The 17,204-nt window shown below is 37.6% G+C and carries 18 protein-coding genes; 4 read left to right on the top strand and 14 right to left on the bottom strand.

Going from position 1 to position 17,204, the window contains the following annotated elements:
* Positions 1 to 2: 2 nt before the first annotated feature.
* Entirely contained in the window at positions 3 to 341 is a 339-nt protein-coding gene (locus MWU78_RS14870) for a tRNA-binding protein (protein ID WP_246999113.1), read from the bottom strand.
* 307 nt (positions 342 to 648) lie between these two features.
* Here MWU78_RS14870 and MWU78_RS14865 point away from each other — a divergent pair, with 307 nt between their 5' ends.
* Complete coding sequence (locus tag MWU78_RS14865) at positions 649 to 1,209, top strand: thioredoxin family protein (protein ID WP_246999111.1); 561 nt, start codon at positions 649 to 651, stop codon at positions 1,207 to 1,209.
* Positions 1,210 to 1,296: 87 nt separating this feature from the next.
* Here the strand turns inward: MWU78_RS14865 and MWU78_RS14860 are convergent, their stop codons facing one another.
* Positions 1,297 to 1,848: a YfiT family bacillithiol transferase gene (locus MWU78_RS14860; protein WP_246999109.1), complete on the bottom strand. Its 552-nt coding sequence runs from the start codon at positions 1,846 to 1,848 to the stop codon at positions 1,297 to 1,299.
* A gap of 366 nt (positions 1,849 to 2,214) precedes the next feature.
* Here MWU78_RS14860 and MWU78_RS14855 point away from each other — a divergent pair, with 366 nt between their 5' ends.
* A complete protein-coding gene (locus tag MWU78_RS14855) occupies positions 2,215 to 2,853 on the top strand; it encodes a peroxiredoxin (RefSeq protein WP_246999107.1) in 639 nt (212 codons plus the stop codon).
* A 374-nt stretch (positions 2,854 to 3,227) separates the two neighbouring features.
* The gene (locus tag MWU78_RS14850) at positions 3,228 to 3,419 is read left to right on the top strand and encodes a cold-shock protein (protein WP_103442091.1); all 192 of its coding nucleotides are present in this window, start codon (positions 3,228 to 3,230) and stop codon (positions 3,417 to 3,419) included.
* Positions 3,420 to 4,055: 636 nt separating this feature from the next.
* On the opposite strand, the gene MWU78_RS14845 is transcribed toward MWU78_RS14850, so the two are convergent.
* The 3 genes from MWU78_RS14845 to MWU78_RS14835 form a co-directional block, all read right to left on the bottom strand.
* Entirely contained in the window at positions 4,056 to 4,988 is a 933-nt protein-coding gene (locus tag MWU78_RS14845; RefSeq protein ID WP_246999106.1) for a peptidylprolyl isomerase, read from the bottom strand.
* A gap of 158 nt (positions 4,989 to 5,146) precedes the next feature.
* Positions 5,147 to 6,520: a M20/M25/M40 family metallo-hydrolase gene (locus tag MWU78_RS14840; protein WP_246999104.1), complete on the bottom strand. Its 1,374-nt coding sequence runs from the start codon at positions 6,518 to 6,520 to the stop codon at positions 5,147 to 5,149.
* On the bottom strand, positions 6,517 to 7,395 hold the full coding sequence (locus tag MWU78_RS14835; RefSeq protein WP_246999094.1) for a PPK2 family polyphosphate kinase: 879 nt from the start codon (positions 7,393 to 7,395) through the stop codon (positions 6,517 to 6,519). Before MWU78_RS14835 ends, MWU78_RS14840 begins: the two co-directional genes overlap by 4 nt.
* Positions 7,396 to 7,811: 416 nt before the next feature.
* Between MWU78_RS14835 and MWU78_RS14830 the strand changes: the two genes are divergently transcribed.
* Positions 7,812 to 8,501, top strand: a complete 690-nt coding sequence (locus MWU78_RS14830; RefSeq protein WP_246999092.1) for a hypothetical protein — start codon at positions 7,812 to 7,814, stop codon at positions 8,499 to 8,501.
* Positions 8,502 to 8,675: 174 nt separating this feature from the next.
* On the opposite strand, the gene MWU78_RS14825 is transcribed toward MWU78_RS14830, so the two are convergent.
* The 9 genes from MWU78_RS14825 to MWU78_RS14785 all read right to left on the bottom strand — a co-directional run bounded on the left by MWU78_RS14825 (position 8,676) and on the right by MWU78_RS14785 (position 17,186).
* Positions 8,676 to 9,839 (bottom strand): sigma-54 dependent transcriptional regulator, encoded by a 1,164-nt coding sequence (locus tag MWU78_RS14825; RefSeq protein ID WP_246999090.1) that lies wholly within the window; start codon positions 9,837 to 9,839, stop codon positions 8,676 to 8,678.
* Positions 9,840 to 9,850: 11 nt separating this feature from the next.
* Positions 9,851 to 10,729, bottom strand: a complete 879-nt coding sequence (locus MWU78_RS14820; RefSeq protein WP_246999088.1) for a DUF6268 family outer membrane beta-barrel protein — start codon at positions 10,727 to 10,729, stop codon at positions 9,851 to 9,853.
* Positions 10,719 to 10,856: a hypothetical protein gene (locus MWU78_RS14815; RefSeq protein WP_246999086.1), complete on the bottom strand. Its 138-nt coding sequence runs from the start codon at positions 10,854 to 10,856 to the stop codon at positions 10,719 to 10,721. The genes MWU78_RS14820 and MWU78_RS14815 overlap by 11 nt, the downstream gene beginning before the upstream one ends.
* Before the next feature lie 46 nt (positions 10,857 to 10,902).
* Positions 10,903 to 11,613 carry a mechanosensitive ion channel domain-containing protein gene (locus MWU78_RS14810; protein WP_246999084.1) on the bottom strand — a complete coding sequence of 237 codons (711 nt, stop codon included), beginning with the start codon at positions 11,611 to 11,613 and terminating at the stop codon, positions 10,903 to 10,905.
* A 1-nt stretch (position 11,614) separates the two neighbouring features.
* Positions 11,615 to 12,952 carry an ABC transporter permease gene (locus MWU78_RS14805; RefSeq protein WP_246999076.1) on the bottom strand — a complete coding sequence of 446 codons (1,338 nt, stop codon included), beginning with the start codon at positions 12,950 to 12,952 and terminating at the stop codon, positions 11,615 to 11,617.
* A 5-nt stretch (positions 12,953 to 12,957) separates the two neighbouring features.
* Positions 12,958 to 13,881, bottom strand: a complete 924-nt coding sequence (locus MWU78_RS14800; protein WP_246999074.1) for an ATP-binding cassette domain-containing protein — start codon at positions 13,879 to 13,881, stop codon at positions 12,958 to 12,960.
* 494 nt (positions 13,882 to 14,375) lie between these two features.
* Entirely contained in the window at positions 14,376 to 15,500 is a 1,125-nt protein-coding gene (dnaJ, locus tag MWU78_RS14795; protein ID WP_246999072.1) for a molecular chaperone DnaJ, read from the bottom strand.
* Positions 15,501 to 15,509: 9 nt separating this feature from the next.
* Complete coding sequence (locus tag MWU78_RS14790; protein ID WP_246999070.1) at positions 15,510 to 16,082, bottom strand: nucleotide exchange factor GrpE; 573 nt, start codon at positions 16,080 to 16,082, stop codon at positions 15,510 to 15,512.
* A gap of 141 nt (positions 16,083 to 16,223) precedes the next feature.
* Positions 16,224 to 17,186, bottom strand: coding sequence for a TIGR01777 family oxidoreductase (locus MWU78_RS14785; protein WP_246999068.1), 963 nt, complete (start codon positions 17,184 to 17,186; stop codon positions 16,224 to 16,226).
* Positions 17,187 to 17,204: the final 18 nt, after the last annotated feature.

The raw sequence follows: 17,204 nt of genomic DNA, 5'->3' as shown, positions 1-17,204 counted from the left end.
TATTAAGAAATTTTAAGTCCATTGTCCACTTTGGCCTCCGGCTGCAACAATATTACATCGGAACCGTCAACAGCCCCTAATATAAGACATTCGCTCATAAAATTTGCAATTTGTTTTTTAGGAAAATTTACCACCGCAATTACCTGTTTTCCCAAAAGTTCTTCCTTGGTATACCTTTGCGTGATTTGGGCCGAAGATTTCCTTATCCCCAGATTCGCACCAAAATCCACGTGTATCTGGTAGGCAGGATTTTTGGCTTTTGGAAAATCGTTTATTTCAATAATGGTGCCCACTCTCATATCTATTTTGGAGAAATCGGGCCATGTAATAGTTTCGTTCATTTAACAATTCTGACTTTATCATTAATATCCTTGGGCAGATTACCTAAAAATGAACCATAGGCGTCTCTCAAAAGGCCTCATTTCTCAGCATGAGGATTCAAAGACACATAGGACTGTGCAAAATTATTCCTTCTGCCTGCAGCATTCAACTACATTAAAATTCCTTGTGGTCCCATATTGTTGCATAAAATATCTTCCAGTCCCTTTCATGAAGGTTCATTTAAAAACAACTAATGCACAATCCTTATACAAAAATCTACAATTTCCTTTAACTTTGTATAGGATCTATCCTCAAAATATTAAAGTCATGGCGAATACACCAAGTAATATGTTGCCCTTGGGCACAATAGCCCCTAACTTTAAATTGCTCGATACTACATTGGAAAAATACATAAGCCTTCAAGAATTAAAGGGCTCCAAGGGCACTGTTATTATGTTTATTTGCAACCATTGTCCTTTTGTTAAGCATTTGAACACAGAAATCGTTAAAACCGCAACGGAATATCAAACTAAAGATATTTCATTCATTGCAATATCCAGTAACGACGCTGAAAATTATCCGCAAGACGCTCCACATTTAATGAAATTGATCAGTGTGGAGCAAAAGTATTCTTTTCCTTATCTGTATGATGAGACACAAGAGGTAGCCCAAGCTTATGAGGCAGCCTGTACACCTGATTTCTACCTATTCGACGCTAATTTAAAATTGGTATATCGTGGTCAGTTTGATGACTCCCGTCCTGGAAACGGAATTCCTGTGACCGGAAATGATCTAAAAGCTGCCATGGACTCCCTATTGGAAGGAAAGGAAATAAACGCAAACCAAAAACCAAGTATGGGTTGCAACATAAAGTGGAAAAAACAATAACCCCAATTAGACTTCTACATTATCTTATCTTGTAATGGATTGCAAATAGGTTTAGCATAGTTATAAATTGTACAATTCCAACAGAATTTATGGAATATTCCAACCTTTCCGGTCTATTAAACTTTCTATATGTGCCAAATGATGATTGCCATGCCAAGCATATTTTCCAATATTTTCCATAAGGCTTACCTCTACATTGCCATCGGGATGAATGTAAACCCTTTCCAAATCTACCTTGGACAAACCCTTTAAAAGGTAAACCAATTTTGCATGCAGTGCCTTAAGGTAATTCAACGACAAAATAATTGGTGCATGATTGGCATCAAATAAATTACTCCATTCTTTTTCATCATAGGCTTTGATCACTGGTCTATTCTCCGTCAAAGCCCATTTAAACCTGGTATAACTGTGATGATGGCTATCCGCAAGATGATGGACCACTTGTCTTATAGTCCACCCATCTGGACGGTAAGTAGTATTCAATTGCTCCTGATTTAAATCAATTACCAAGTCTTCCAACCGGGTAGGCAGTGCCTCCAATTCAGAGATCCAATCGGACAAAATTACATCACTTACTTTTTGGGTAAAAACAAAATGTCCAATGGGATATTTCAATTCTTCTAAAGTTTTTTCTTCCATACCATAAAATTAAAGAAGTTTGGTTCAAATTAATAGATGTCCAATTAAATAACTGTGTTGATATTATAAATATTCCCCTTTTGATCCGGTTCCCAGGTATGACCTTAAATTTGGTTTCTTATTTGATCCCAATTACTTCTTTTGTAGATATATTTTATAAAAAAATAAATCAAAATAAATACACTACGCCTTGATTTTTAAAATGTTATAAGCCATCAAAAAATGAAACAAAATTGATTTTAATAATACTTAAAGGACTATTCATTTTTGTTAAATTTTAATACTTTTTTAACCTTTTAAAAAAGTTGATTCCGATGTAATCTACTAATTTTATAGGATATTAATCTTTAATTAAATCACTAAAATATGGCAACTATACGATTGGGCGATGCGGCCCCTGATTTTACAGCAGATAGTTCGATGGGAATGATCAATTTATATGATTATTTAGGCGATGGATGGGGTATCTTATTTTCACATCCTGCAGATTTCACTCCTGTTTGTACAACCGAGTTGGGAACAGCTGCAAAATTTAAAGCAGAATTTGACAAACGAAACGTTAAAATGTTGGCTCTTAGTGTTGACGGAGTGGCATCGCACGGAGAATGGATAAAAGACATTAATGAAACACAACACACCACTGTTAACTTTCCTATTATTGCCGATGAGAACAAAAAGGTTTCCACCTTGTACGATATGATTCATCCAAATGCAAATGACAGCTTAACAGTACGTTCCGTTTATATTATAGGTCCGGACAAAACGGTTAAACTAATAATTACGTATCCCGCATCTACAGGTCGTAATTTTCACGAATTGCTAAGAGTCATAGATTCGCTTCAATTAACGGCCTATCACAAGGTAGCTACTCCTGCGAACTGGGAAAATGGCGATAGGGTTGTAATAAGTCCTTCCATAAATACAGAAGATGCGAAAAAAATATTTACGAAAGGGGTGGAAGAAATTAAACCTTATTTAAGGATGACACCGCAGCCAAATATTTAATTTCTCAACACCTAGTAATAATTTTAGAACAATGAAGTCTTCCAATAATTAAGGAGGACTTTATTGTTTAAGAACACTAGATTCTCGACAATATTTAATTGAAGACAGCAAGATATTAATATATAGCACTATCGCCAGAAACATTTAAGCATGTTTCATTATCATTCAAATAAGGAAGAAGTACAACATAAAATTTGATTGGTTTGAGAAAAAAGTATTGGACCAAGACCATTAACGCACAGTTAATTAGCTGTTTAATTTTAATACCCGGACATATCCCGACCCTATCAAATAAATATAACTATCAAAAAATCATGTAGTTAAATAATTAAACCCTATCTTCGCACATAATTTAATTTTTTTAATTTTTTATAATGAATAAAGGAACAGTAAAATTCTTCAATGACTCCAAAGGTTTCGGATTTATCACTGAAGATGGCTCAAGCGAAGATCACTTTGTACACATTTCTGGTTTAATCGACGAAATTCGCGAAGGTGATGTTGTAGAATTTGAATTACAACAAGGTAAAAAAGGATTGAACGCAGTAAATGTAAAAGTGATTTAATAATTACGGTACAATTTTTTTTAAAAAATAGAGCCCATCCACTAGGATGGGTTTTTTTATTGAAACGAAAGTCAATTACCTCAAGGCATGCCCATTTGGCATATGAAAGAAACTACCGATAACATTTCGCCTCCGGGCTGATCGTGTGGCCGGGCCTTCCGGACCCTTTCTAGGTGGGCCCCTGCCCGTTCCGTTCAGGCGGTCAATCGCCGGAACATTCAAATCTCACTTAGTGAGTAAAGTTGAATAACAACGGTACTCAAAATTATTCCCTTCCAGATCAAACACTACAGATTTATCTCCAGCCCAGGTAATATATATTTTTTTTACGCAACCTTTCAAACCTTTTATCATCTACCAAAAAAAACACTGAGTATACACCATTATAAATAACTATATCATGACCACTTTTTTCACCATCCTATTGTCCTTGTTGGTAATAAATATTGCACTATTGGTATTAAGTCTTAATAGGACCAAAAGATAAAAATAGATTTAACAAAGTAACTTCTTTGCTCCATCCCATTCTAAGCCAACGGGGTTAATGTCTTATATCGGCCTATGATCTCCCTACCTTTGGCCACAAAAAAAGGCTCTAATTTCTTAGAACCTTTCAAATTTATATAGCTTAGGTTTTTAACCAATCCCCATTAATTCAACATCGAATATCAGGGTCGCATTTGGTGGAATTACCCCTCCTGCTCCAGCACTACCGTAGCCCAAATTAGATGGAATAACAAACCTGGCTTTGTCCCCTACTTTCAATAAGCTTATACCTTCGTCCCATCCTGGAATTACCTGACCAACACCTAACTGAAAGCTTATAGGCTCCTTTCTCTTATAAGAAGAATCAAAAACTTGTCCGTCCAACAAAGACCCTTCATAATGAACGGAAACATTTTTTCCACTTACAGCCTTGGTTCCTTTTCCCTCTTGAACAATTTTATACCTAAGTCCAGTTTCAGTTTCGCTAAAACCAGCCGCTACTTTGTCCAATTCGGCAGCCATTTTTTTCTTTTCTTCCGCCAGTCGCTTTTCCCTAGAGCCTTCAAAAGTTCTAAATGCTTCAACCGCATTCCATTTTTCTGCTTCGGCCCCAACTCTTTCAATAGTTAAACTTTCAATTTTATCACCTTGTTTAATGGCATCCACTATATCCTGCCCTTCAATAACATGTCCAAAAACAGTATGCTTGTTGTCTAACCAAGGAGTAGCCACATGGGTTATAAAAAATTGGGTTCCATTTGTTCCAGGACCTGCATTGGCCATTGAAAGTACTCCAGGTGCGTCATGTGTAAGATCTGGATGGAATTCATCGTCAAATTTATAACCACCATCGCCAGTTCCTGTTCCAAGTGGACACCCACCTTGAATCATGAAATCTGGAATAACCCTATGGAATTTTAAACCATCATAATATGGCTTACCTTGTGCTTTGATACTATTCTCCAAATTGCCCTCTGCCAAGGCTACAAAGTTACCAACCGTCCCAGGTGTTTTATCATGAGAAAGCTTTACCAGTATTTCTCCTTTCGAAGTATTGAATTTTGCGTAAATTCCGTCTTGCATATCGCTGTTTTTTTATTAGTCTGCAAAGGTAAGGATAAGTTTTCTGTTTAGAAAAATCTAGGGAACATAGAAAGTACAATAGGAACTCCTATTTTAATTAAAAGAAATCTAGGGTTCCTCATGAATATCTTAAATAATTGTTTGGCTGCCGTCAGCAATTATTTAATCCCATATTGATCAAAGAGATAGATTAAGCTGGCCATAGAAGCCGCTCCAAGCTCCAGTTCCCTTTTATTTACATGAGCAAAGGTGTCATTTGCCGAATGGTGGTGGTCAAAATAACGTTGGGAATCAGGTCTTAGGCCTGCTAAAACAATATTGTCATTTTTTAAAGGTCCAATATCCGCACCACTCCCTCCTTTAATGAACAAATGCACCAAATAGGGTTCAAACAAACTTTTCCAGCTTTCTACCTGACTAAAATTAGCCTGGTCACAATCAAATGAAAAGCCACGGGGGGTGAATCCACCAGAATCACTTTCCAAGGCAAAAATATGTTTTTCATTATTCTTGGCGGCCTGCTCCGCATAAGTTTTACCCCCGCGAAGTCCGTTTTCCTCGTTCATGAAGAGTACCACTCTTATGGTCCGTTTAGGCTTATATCCGGTAGCTTTTAACAACCTTAGGACTTCCATACTTTGAACACATCCAGCACCATCATCATGCGAACCATCTCCCAAATCCCAGGAATCCAAATGGCCACCTACCACTAAAACCTCATTCGGATAAGTACTCCCCTTTATCTCCCCTATTACATTAAAGGAATCTGTGTCCGGTAATATTTTACAATTTTGTCTAAAGAAAAAATTTATACTGGGATTCAATTTTAGGGTGGTACTGAGCAATTCGGCCCCGTTTGTACTGATGGCCGCTGCGGGAATCCTATCTCCCATTGGAGTATCCCCATAACTCATTGCCCCAGTATGGGGAAAATCGTCCAACCTCAGATTTAAAGATCTAACAATTACTCCTACGGCACCATATTTAGCGGCTTCGGCAGCACCTGAATAGCGCTGGTCCGCGCAACCTTTATAAGACTGAAAGGTGTTAATATTGATAGGGTCCATAGGTTTATTAAAAAACACGATCTTCCCTTGTATTTTTTCTTTCCCAAAAGCTTTTAATCCTTCAATACCATCTACTTCCACTACCCCAGCCTTAATACCTCCAAAAGGTGTAGCAACAGACCCTCCCAATGCGCAAATAGGAACATTATTAGTTAATCCCGGGTCACTTTCTATATAGGCAAATTCGGGAGTACCCCTTACCCATTTAGGTACCTTTACGGGCTGGAGCCAAACCCGATCCAGGCCCATGGAATCCAAGATTTTTTTGGTGTAATCTACCGCCTGCTGTGCCTGTAACGAACCGGAAAGTCGCCCGCCTATTTGGTTGGACAGATAATTTAACCAAGCATAACCGTTACCATTGGTAAGGGCCGAATTATAAATTTCCTCAATCTTATTTTGATCATTATTCTGCGCTTCTATATGTGTTGCAATAAGTAAAAATACTATCAATAAATACCTCATTCGTTTTCCAATTGTTTTTTATATTCTTCTAAATTAGCCTTTATTTTATCATCCAGTTCCGGTTCCCTTATATCTTTGTATTTTTTTAACTCTTCCAGCAAAATAGCGGCAACAATGACCCGGGCAGCCTTTTTATTGTCAGAAGGAACCACAAACCAAGGGGCATGAGGCTTTGAGGTATTGTTTATTGCCTCTTCATAACACTTTTGGTATTTATCCCATATTAGTCTTTCCTTTAGATCGGCCGGGGAAAACTTCCAATTTTTCTTTCTTAATGCCAACCTACGCAACAAACGCTGTCGCTGCTCTTCTTTGGATAGATGCAGAAAAAATTTAAAAATAATAGTTCCGTTTTCTGCAATGTGGCGCTCAAAATTATTTATTTGTTCAAAACGTTTGTCCCAAAAACTTTGGTCTATATCCGACACATTGTGGATTCCAGGGATATGTTCATTCATAATATACTCCGGATGCACCCTTGTCACCAATACGTTCTCATAATGTGTGCGATTAAAGACCCCAAATTTACCCTTGGCCGGAAGGGCTATGTAGTGTCGCCAAATATAATCGTGTTTTAATTCCAACTCAGTTGGCACCTTAAAACTATGGACCACCACTCCCCTAGCATTAAAATCTTTAAATACCTCCCGAATTAGGCTGTCCTTCCCTGCTGTATCAGTACCCTGCAAACAAATTAGCACGCTGTATTTGCCATGGGCATACATGGTATCCTGAAACTCCCCCAGCTCAATCCTAATATTTTTCAGTGCCCTCCCCAATTTTTTATCAGACGAGTCTAAATCTTCCCTAGTATCTAAATTCACCAAATTAATTTCGCTATCAACCCTATAAGTCCCTACCTCTATATTTTTCATGGATAATGTTTAGTGCTCACATTATGAGCAATTAAAAACAAAAAATATATGAAATTATTCAATTTACCTAAAAGTTAAAGCTTCAATTTCTAAGGAAACCGGTTTTCCATGATATTTGAAACAAATTTGAAGACTGCCTAAAACATTATGGCAACAGAAAGCTAATCATAGAGAACTAAAATTTAAGGAATTACTTTACCTTATTAGTAGACTATTGAAGAGAGATTAAGGATTTTATCGATTGACCATCGGAAAAAGATGAAAATAAATTCACCATATATCCGAAGAAAGCTTCAGTTCGTCTAAAAATAAAACCTACTAAGGTACTTCGTCGAAAAAACATGGAAAAATAAAGTCGTAGGATTACCTTTACAAGGTTATATTTCCCAGTATATCAAGAAACTAAAACCTACTTTATGAGACTTTCCGTTATAGCTGTTTGTTCTTTTGCAATGCTTATTTTCTCCTCATTTAAGAATAATAAAGCCTGCGAATACGCAGGTTCCAATATTGGCTACATTCAATCACAAACTGAAAAGGCAATAGCCACCGAAGACATTAATATGTCCAAGTATTTTGCTTATAAGGCATTGAATGCCATAGTTAAATCCAAGTCCCAATTGGAAGATTGCGGCTGTGATCATGCCATGGAGCTTATCCATGAGAGTTCTGTTAATTTAACCAACGCCACCAAGGCGACTTCCCTAGCAAGTGCCAAAATATTACTTAAAAAAGCATTGGACAACGCCTCTGGAAGCTTAGAAGCCCTGGATGAACACGACTCCCATGATAGTAGATACAATAATGATGTTTTGGCCATGAATACCAAGACTTCAATAGCAGAAAAAAAATCCCATCAACCTTTGGACAATAAAACCCTTGAAAACAAAGTAGATATCGCCTTGGAAAAGTTTAAAGTATCCTTGGCCAAGGTAGTGGAGTCGGTGGATTGTAAAGAAGCCTTGGCATTCACACAAAACGTTTATGATATCTGTGAACAGCAACTTTTGAAACCAAACCTTTCCGAAGGCAAAAAATACTATAATCTGAAAACCAAGGAAATTGCAGCCAAGGCCCTTGAGCGACTTGGTGACTGCAAAAAATAGCAACTGTCCCTATGCATTGATCACAAAGCATTCCATAAACTTGATCTGGGCAACCCCATATTGCAAAGATATAGCAGTATCAACGCTTTGGTAAGCTACGGCAAGTTTTCATTCTTGAATTTCAATTCACCTTTAAAGACGTAAAGGATGAATTAAGTTACCAAAATATGCGACCTACTTACTCGCAAACAACTTTACGTCCTCTTCGGTTACTTCATTTCCTCCAAGAATTATAAGTCGTTCCACAACATTCCTTAATTCGCGAATATTTCCCGTCCAATCATATCCCTTTAATAAGGAAATAGCCTTTGAAGAAAATTTCTTGGGTGCGCTTCCTTGTTCGGAGGCAATTTTTTCGGAAAAATGCTCTATAAGCAATGGAATATCGTCCCTTCTCTCGTTTAGATCAGGAACCTTTATTAAAATAACTGCCAGTCTGTGGTATAAATCCTCACGAAACTTTCCGCTTTCTATTTCCTTCTTTAGGTTCTTATTTGTAGCGGCGACCACCCTAACATTTACCTTAATATCTTTATCGGAACCAACCCTACTTATTTTATTTTCTTGTAATGCACGTAGTACTTTTGCTTGTGCCGACAGGCTCATATCCCCTATCTCGTCTAAAAATATGGTGCCATTATTGGCCGCTTCAAACTTACCGGCCCTATCCTTGACCGCTGATGTAAAAGCTCCTTTGACATGCCCAAAAAGCTCACTTTCAATTAATTCGGACGGAATTGCCGCACAATTTACTTCTATCAAAGGGTGGGCATTTCTCTCGCTTTTTTCATGGATCCAATGTGCCACAAGTTCCTTTCCCGTACCATTGGCTCCCGTAATAAGGACTCTGGCATCTGTAGGAGCCACCTTCTCTATCATCTCCTTGATTGCTGAGATTTCCTTGCTCTCCCCAATCATTTCATAGTTCTTACTGACCTTTTTCTTTAAGATCTTGTTCTCTACTACCAATTCCTTTCTGTCCAAAGCATTGCGTACCGTAGTCAATAACCTGTTTAAATCTGGTGGTTTGGAAATATAATCAAAGGCTCCGATCCTCATGGTGTTCACTGCCGTATCCAGATCCCCATGTCCGGAAATCATGATAAAAGGAATTTCAGGTTTTATTTTACGTGCGGCTTCCAAAACCTCTACACCATCCATTTTGGGCATTTTTATATCGCATAAAACAAGGTCAAAATCATCTTTTTTTATGGTTTCCAACCCTATCAAACCATCTTCAGCCTCCTCTACTTTATAGTTTTCATTCTCTTCAGAAAGAATTTTAACCAAAACCCTTCTAATAGCCGATTCATCCTCAATAACCAATATTCTAGACATAACTAAGTATTTTAAATTCCAATTCTAAAACCCGTTCTAAAATAGAAACTAGGTTGGTCGTTCAATGTAAAAATATTATTTCGATCATCATCCCTCAATACCCCTGCTTGAAACAAGGTATGCCCGGCATAACCGTAAAAGAATATATTTTTGGCCACAGCGTATTGATACCCCAAAGTAAACAAGGCAACAGAAGTTGAAATGGAAGAAGCAATCCCGGAATCGGAGCTAATCACCGTATTCTGTAAATTTACATAATATCCGTCCACTATAAATTCTGTTTGAAGCATATGTTTGTCATTAAAAAAGTATTTCATTCCACTCTTGGGCGCTCCAACAACGTATGCCCAATTGGGATGAAACCTCTTTTCAAAATAAACCAAAGGCAATGGAATTCTTACCGCCACAGTTGAATTATAAGCCACTCCCAATACTAATCGCGTTGGTTTTTCTATATTCGGCCTATCCCGTAATGCCCCAACGGTAACGTTCAAGGACACATCGCCATCACCTATATCGTTGGTCAATGTAGACGACAATCGAGGAGTAACGACTCCTACAAAGCGCCAGTCCTGATTGTACTGCAATATGTAAGCCATATTTAAATCGGCCACATGAAATGTTTCTGTTATTTCATCTTCATATGGCGCCCCACGATTAAGATCAAAGGCTATACGATTGTATTCTGCTCCAACAATAATATTGTCGTTCTTACCAACTTTAATAGGCAAGTTGGCCACCAATTTTATTCGTGATAATTTTGCTTCAGCTGTATTTCTGGGCATCAACATATACTCCAGCCTAAAAACATCAGGTGTCTGCGCAGGACTAAAATTCACCAACAAAAGGAATCCAAATATAAATCCTAATTTTTCTATTTTAATTCTCATTCCCTGCACTATTTTTTTCTACCTGTGTTGTTTGTAATGGACGGGATTGAAACAAATGAATATCCCTTTGCGGAAAGGGTATACTTATTTCGTGTTCCCTAAATTTGGTATCTATTCTATACCTCATAGCACTTTTAATTTTTGGATATCCATAACTGTCGTTAACATAAAAATTAATGGAAAACAATAAGCGGTATCCCCAAAATCCTCAAAGAGGATAAATGGTTTGGGATTTTTAAAACTCCTTTTTGATCACTGGCGATATTTTCCAATATTTTGGTCACCAAATTGACATTGTTCCCATGCACCACCCCAATCTTAACGCTCTCTTTAGTGCTTTTATGATTTTGGGTATAATTATAAATACTATCTGTTAAAAATTGGTGGTTTGGAACTATGATTACCTTGTCATCCCTGGTAAGTGCCCTGGTAGTCCTTAGCCGTATTTCAAAAACCTGCCCTACTTTTTGATTTACCTCAACAATATCCCCTACAAGTAGGGACTGATCCATATTTATCCAAATACCAGAAATGATATCCTGAAACAAATATTGCAAGGTAAACCCCAAGCCCACAAACAGCGCAGCAGAGACGGTCAACAGTACAGTAAGATTACCCTCGGAGGTACGCAGGACAACCAATACCACCATGATATAAAATAGGTGCCTCAAAAATCCAAAAATACTGATAAACTTATTTTGATGCTCCTCTGGCAACTTTGACGTAACCAATTTGTGGACCAATTTTAGTGTGTAGGTTACAACAATTACAGAAATAATAATCGTTAAAAATGTGCCTGCAGTAATATCTACCTTATCACCGTCCAAAATTTTATAGGCAAGAAAATCATTTAAGGCCTTGACAATATTCTTTATTTCTACCATACTAATATTTCAGCCATTTAAGCAAATCCCTATAGGATGGCTTTTTCCCGTACATCAAAATCCCTACCCTATAAATTTTTGCCGCCAGCCAAACTATACCTATAAAGGTAACGATCAACAAAAGAATGGACACTGCCACCTCCCAAATTGGCACGCCACCTTCTCCTATACCTCCCGGCAGTCGCATCAGCATTACAATGGGCGATGTTAGAGGAAATAAAGAGAATGCCACAGCTATTGGGCCATGGGGGTTATTAAAAACAGAAAAGAAACCCACATAAATGGCTAACATTAAGGGGAGAATAATAGGAAAAATAAACTGTTGTGTATCAGTTTCATTATCTACCGCAGCCCCTATTGCCGCATATATTGAACTATAAATTAAATACCCCAATATAAAATAGATCAGAAAAAAAGTGATAAGCATAATCCAAGGTATCCTAAAAAGTTCATTGGCATATAATTGCATGGCGGAATCTGATGCTGCCATATACGCTGCACCCCCAACCAAGCCAGGAGCATTGGAGGCCCCTGAATTCAATCCCGATGGATCAATATCGAAAACCAGAATTAACACTCCAAACATTAAAATGGCGGAAATGATCCAAATAGCAAACTGGGTGACCCCTGCCAAGGAAGTTCCTATAATTTTCCCCAACATAAGCTGAAAAGGCTTCACCGAAGAGATGATAACCTCTATTATCCTAGTTGTTTTTTCCTCTATCACACTTCGCATAACAAATCCACCATATATAATGATGAACATCATGATCAGGTACCCAAATGCCCCACCTATAAACGCTTTTATTTCAGTTATACCTTTCAGATTCTGTTCGCCGGAAAAATTGGCCGTATTAATTTCAAAGTTATTACCTACGCTTTCAAAATCGGATACAGAAACTCCTAATTCCTGTAATCTTCTCAATCTCAAACGATCCTCAAAGACATCTTCCAAATTGTCCAAAATATTAGATCCCGGAGAATCCTTGGTATAAAAGAAAGACCTACTGGCTACCTTTTCCAAGTCCGGCTCGTCAGGGATATATAGCAGACCATAAAACCCAATTTTTTGGACTGAATCTTTGGCAGCCTCCAAATCAATATCCCTGATCTTAACAAAGGAGGTACTTTCCGTACCCTGAAAATCGGTTGAAAAATAATTGCTCTCATTCAAGACTCCAATAGTCCTTATTTCATTATCATTTATCTTGGTTAAATAAACAACAAGAGCAACCATACCGACCATAAGGATTGGACTTAAAAACGTCATGACCACAAAGGATTTATTTCGAACCTTTGCTAAATACTCCCGTTTTATGATGAGTGATAACTTACCCATAAATATTATTTAGTTTGAACGGTTCTAATAAATATATCGTTGGCCGATGGAATTGTTTCCGTGAAATTATTAACATTTGCCTTACCGGACAAATGGGAAAGAAAAGGGCCTGTATCATCAGAAGGCAATTGAACTGTAAAATTTAACTGAATACCTCCATCCACATATTCCGAAGAAAGAATATGAAATTTATCTTTTAAATCTTCCAATAGCCCATTGGTACTTTGAACACCCAGTCCCACTTTATAAATATTGTTCTTATAAGCTTTTTTTATATCACTAAGTTTTCCATCCAAAAGTTTTTCCGACTTGTGTATGAGTGCAATATATTCACATAATTCCTCCACCGATTCCATTCTATGGGTAGAAAATATAATGGTGGTACCCTTATCCCTTAGTTGAAGAATTTCATCCTTAATAAGATTGGCATTTATGGGATCGAACCCACTAAACGGTTCATCAAAAATCAAAAGCTTTGGCTCATGCAAAACCGTGACGATAAACTGAATCTTTTGAGCCATTCCCTTCGAAAGTTCCTGTATTTTCTTATTCCACCAATCCCCGATCTCCAAGCGATCGAACCAATATTTTAATCTGCTTTTTGCATCAGCCTTGGAAAGTCCTTTTAATTGGGCAAGGTATAGGGCCTGCTCCCCTACTTTCATACTTTTATAAAGCCCCCTTTCCTCAGGTAAATATCCAATCATGGATATGTGGTGGGGCTGTAAAGGCTTGCCATCAAAATAAATTGCCCCTTGATCTGGATATATAATTTGATTAATTATCCGTATTAAAGTAGTCTTCCCTGCTCCGTTAGGACCTAACAGACCGTAGATACTGTTTTTGGGAATTTCCAATGAAACTTTGTTGAGAGCTATATGGTTCCCAAACTGCTTGGAAACCTCTTTAGCGACCAATATATTATTCATGCACGCAATTTCCTCAAAGATATATAATTGCCATGTAAGAGATAGGCTGGAATTTTATAAATTATTCCTTTTTAAGCTTTTTCACATAATTTTACCATGATAGTATTATGAGCCAAGGCCCAAGTGAAATATTAAAATAATATATCCATAAAAAAGAAGACAAATAAAGCCTCTACGATGCATATCCCCATTAAAAATGGCTAACTATACAATGTTTCATTAAAAAAATACCAACCTAAAAATCGGGTTTCAACAAAAAACCTTAACGTGGATTAAATCGCCAAAAAAAATAAAAAAGGCGGGATTAGTTCAACCTGCCGTGTTCATTGTGCCACTTTGGAGCTTATAAACACGGGGTTTCACTAAAAAACAAAACCCACCCTTAACGAATCAAGGATGGGAAAAAAAATTGCTATGAAAAAGAAAATAATACTGGTTTCCCAATATTATCTCAAATATACGTTTTTTATTTAAAACCTAAATTTGCACGCTATTTAGGAGAACATATCCTTAACCTTTTCAAAGAAAGACTTATCTGATTTTTCTGGTCTAGGCTCAAAATTCTCGTTATTCTGCATGCGTTCAAAAAAATCTTTTTGCTCTTTATTCAACTCCTTGGGCGTCCAGACATTTACATGAACCAGTAAATCCCCACTGCCATACCCATTAAGGCTAGAAATACCTTTACCTCTTAATCTAAGGATTTTACCGGATTGTATACCGGCCTCCAATTTGATTCTTACCTTACCGCCCACGGCGTCAATCTCTTTTGAGGTACCCAATACGGCTTCGGAGATACTGATATATAGATCGTAATGAAGATTATCTCCTTCCCTCTTTAAAGTTTCATGCTCTTCAGTTTCTATTGCAACCAACAAATCTCCTGGAACTCCATTTCCTGGGGCATCGTTTCCTTTATTAGGTACTTTCAACTGCATGCCATCCTCTACTCCTGCAGGAATATTAATACTAACAGTTTCCTCTGCAACCTTTAATCCATTGGCATCCGCATCGCTGGGTTTTTTATCGATCACCTGTCCACTACCCCCACAGTTGCTACAAGTAGCTGCGGTCTGCATTCTACCTAAAATTGTATTGGTAATTTTGGTTACTTGGCCACGACCACCACAGGTACCGCAGGTCTGGTATGTAACACCTTCTGCCTGAATCTTTCTCCTTACCTTAATTTTCTTTTCTACACCATTGGCAATTTCCTCCAAGGTTAATTTAACCCTAATTCTTAAGTTGCTTCCTTTTACACGTCGCTGACCACCACCACCGCCAAATCCGGAAAAACCACTAAAGCCACCGCCGCCAAAGGCACCACCAAATATATCCCCGAACTGACTAAAAATGTCATCCATGTTCATTCCGCCGCCGCCAAAACCGCCGCTGCCATCAAAGGCTGCATGTCCGTATTGATCATAACGGGCCTTCTTATTGGGGTCACTTAGAACCTCATAAGCCTCTGCCGCTTTTTTAAACATTTCCTCAGCCTTAGCGTCACCCGGGTTTTTGTCAGGATGATACTCTATTGCCTTTTTGCGATAAGCCTTTTTTACTTCAGCCGCTGTGGCATTTTTTCCAATGCCCAAGATGTCATAATAATCCTCCTTCATAAAATATTTTTAATTTCCAACAACTACTTTTGGATGGCGTATAATTTTATCGCCCAGTTTAAAACCTTTTTCTACTACATCTACTATTTTGCCTTTCAACTTTTTACTAGGAGCTGGAATTTGGGTAATGGCATCATGTAATTCCGCATCAAAGGCATCTCCTTGCTTTACTTCAATTTCTTGAAGTCCCTTATTTTTCAATGTTTCCTTGAACTTATTGCTTATTAATTCCACTCCCTTGAACATCTCCTGATTTTCAGATTTGGAGACTTCCTTTAGTGCACGGTCAAAATCATCGATTACTGGCAATAATGATACAATAACTTCTTGGCCTGCAGTTTTAAACAAGTCCATTCTTTCCTTCGAGGTACGCCTTTTATAATTCTCGAATTCCGCAAAAAGACGTAAAAATTTGTCTTTTTCCTTATTAAGATCTTCCTGTAATTGCTCTTCCAGGCTAAGTTCTTCCTCTTTTTCTAAATCTTCGTTCCCAACAGATGAATTGTCCTGTTCCACTTCTTGACTTTCTATATTATTCAGAACATCATCTTCCATTTCTTCTGTTTTATTTTCGTTGCTCATTTAAAATATATTTATATACTTCCGATTTGAAGTGGCAAAAGTACTGCCAATTCTTTAAAAATGTCATAATGTCATTAAACTTTATAAAAAAAACATCCGTCAATGACGGATGTTCACAATTCTCCTATTCCCTAATAACTTCTAGGAAACAAACTCATTTCTATAAAGTGTATCACTGGGCAATTGTTCACCCATGTCCCCATAAATATTTTCCAGGGCCCTACATATGTTTGGGTAGATAAAATCAAATCCCGAATCTTGAATTTTTTTACAACTTACCCGCTGACTAACAAATAACAAATAAGACATTTCTCCCAAAATTAAACGCATCATCGACTTCGGAATATTGGGCAGAAATAGGGGCCTATCCAAAACCCTTGCCAGTTCTTTTGTTAGCTTAACATTGGTTACGGGATTTGGTGCCACACCGTTATATATCCCGGTCAGCTCCTTGGTCATAACTTGTAGAAATATCCTGCCCAGGTCCTGTAGGTGAATCCAGGATTGCCATTGGTTCCCAGAACCCATGGCTGCCCCAAGATAATATTTTATAGGCTTGGCCATTTCGGGCAAAGCTCCTCCTTTATTGGACATAACCAAACCTATCCGAATTTTGGCGGTTTTAATATTGACTTTTTCAAATGCATCTACCTCCTTCTCCCAAATGGATACTACCTCCCCCAAAAAACTGTCATCCACCGCTTCTTCATCTTCCCTATAATAGTGGGATAAGGAATTAGGATAGATGCCTATTGCGGATGCGGATACAAGTGTTTTAATACTATGCATACCTTCTTTGGGTATAGCCCCCAATAAAGTTCTTAAGGAATTTACCCTACTATTTAGTATCTTCTTTTTATTATTCTTGGTCCATCTCTTGGAAATACTTGAACCCGCCAGATTGATTATTGCAGTAACCCCTTTAAAACAATTTATATCTATTTCATTCTTGTTGGGATTCCAATAAAAACCATTATAGCCCGTTTGAGAAACGATTTTATCCTTACTGGTGGTCAAGTAATTTACAGAAATATTATTCTGTGTACACAAATTTACAATTTCACTCCCCACCAAACCTGTTGCACCTGTTACTAGAACCTTCATACCCTTTCTATCTTTCCA

The sequence above is a fragment of the Arenibacter sp. F26102 genome, from assembly GCF_023015865.1.
Taxonomy (GTDB): domain Bacteria; phylum Bacteroidota; class Bacteroidia; order Flavobacteriales; family Flavobacteriaceae; genus Arenibacter.
The sequence above is the reverse complement of the archived record's forward strand: the minus strand, read 5'-3'. Positions and strand labels throughout refer to the sequence as shown.

Excerpts from the sequence above, each read along its gene's own strand:
- MWU78_RS14820 (WP_246999088.1), bottom strand. The coding sequence starts at position 10,729 with ATGAGAATTAAAATAGAAAAATTAGGATTTATATTTGGATTCCTTTTG.
- MWU78_RS14860 (WP_246999109.1), bottom strand. The coding sequence starts at position 1,848 with ATGGAAGAAAAAACTTTAGAAGAATTGAAATATCCCATTGGACATTTT.
- MWU78_RS14840 (WP_246999104.1), bottom strand. The coding sequence starts at position 6,520 with ATGAGGTATTTATTGATAGTATTTTTACTTATTGCAACACATATAGAA.
- MWU78_RS14845 (WP_246999106.1), bottom strand. The coding sequence starts at position 4,988 with ATGCAAGACGGAATTTACGCAAAATTCAATACTTCGAAAGGAGAAATA.
- dnaJ (WP_246999072.1), bottom strand. The coding sequence starts at position 15,500 with ATGAAGGAGGATTATTATGACATCTTGGGCATTGGAAAAAATGCCACA.
- MWU78_RS14810 (WP_246999084.1), bottom strand. The coding sequence starts at position 11,613 with ATGGTAGAAATAAAGAATATTGTCAAGGCCTTAAATGATTTTCTTGCC.
- MWU78_RS14815 (WP_246999086.1), bottom strand. The coding sequence starts at position 10,856 with ATGAGGTATAGAATAGATACCAAATTTAGGGAACACGAAATAAGTATA.
- MWU78_RS14830 (WP_246999092.1), top strand. The coding sequence starts at position 7,812 with ATGAGACTTTCCGTTATAGCTGTTTGTTCTTTTGCAATGCTTATTTTC.
- MWU78_RS14805 (WP_246999076.1), bottom strand. The coding sequence starts at position 12,952 with ATGGGTAAGTTATCACTCATCATAAAACGGGAGTATTTAGCAAAGGTT.
- MWU78_RS14865 (WP_246999111.1), top strand. The coding sequence starts at position 649 with ATGGCGAATACACCAAGTAATATGTTGCCCTTGGGCACAATAGCCCCT.
- MWU78_RS14835 (WP_246999094.1), bottom strand. The coding sequence starts at position 7,395 with ATGAAAAATATAGAGGTAGGGACTTATAGGGTTGATAGCGAAATTAAT.
- MWU78_RS14850 (WP_103442091.1), top strand. The coding sequence starts at position 3,228 with ATGAATAAAGGAACAGTAAAATTCTTCAATGACTCCAAAGGTTTCGGA.
- MWU78_RS14785 (WP_246999068.1), bottom strand. The coding sequence starts at position 17,186 with ATGAAGGTTCTAGTAACAGGTGCAACAGGTTTGGTGGGGAGTGAAATT.
- MWU78_RS14790 (WP_246999070.1), bottom strand. The coding sequence starts at position 16,082 with ATGAGCAACGAAAATAAAACAGAAGAAATGGAAGATGATGTTCTGAAT.
- MWU78_RS14870 (WP_246999113.1), bottom strand. The coding sequence starts at position 341 with ATGAACGAAACTATTACATGGCCCGATTTCTCCAAAATAGATATGAGA.
- MWU78_RS14800 (WP_246999074.1), bottom strand. The coding sequence starts at position 13,881 with ATGAATAATATATTGGTCGCTAAAGAGGTTTCCAAGCAGTTTGGGAAC.
- MWU78_RS14855 (WP_246999107.1), top strand. The coding sequence starts at position 2,215 with ATGGCAACTATACGATTGGGCGATGCGGCCCCTGATTTTACAGCAGAT.
- MWU78_RS14825 (WP_246999090.1), bottom strand. The coding sequence starts at position 9,839 with ATGTCTAGAATATTGGTTATTGAGGATGAATCGGCTATTAGAAGGGTT.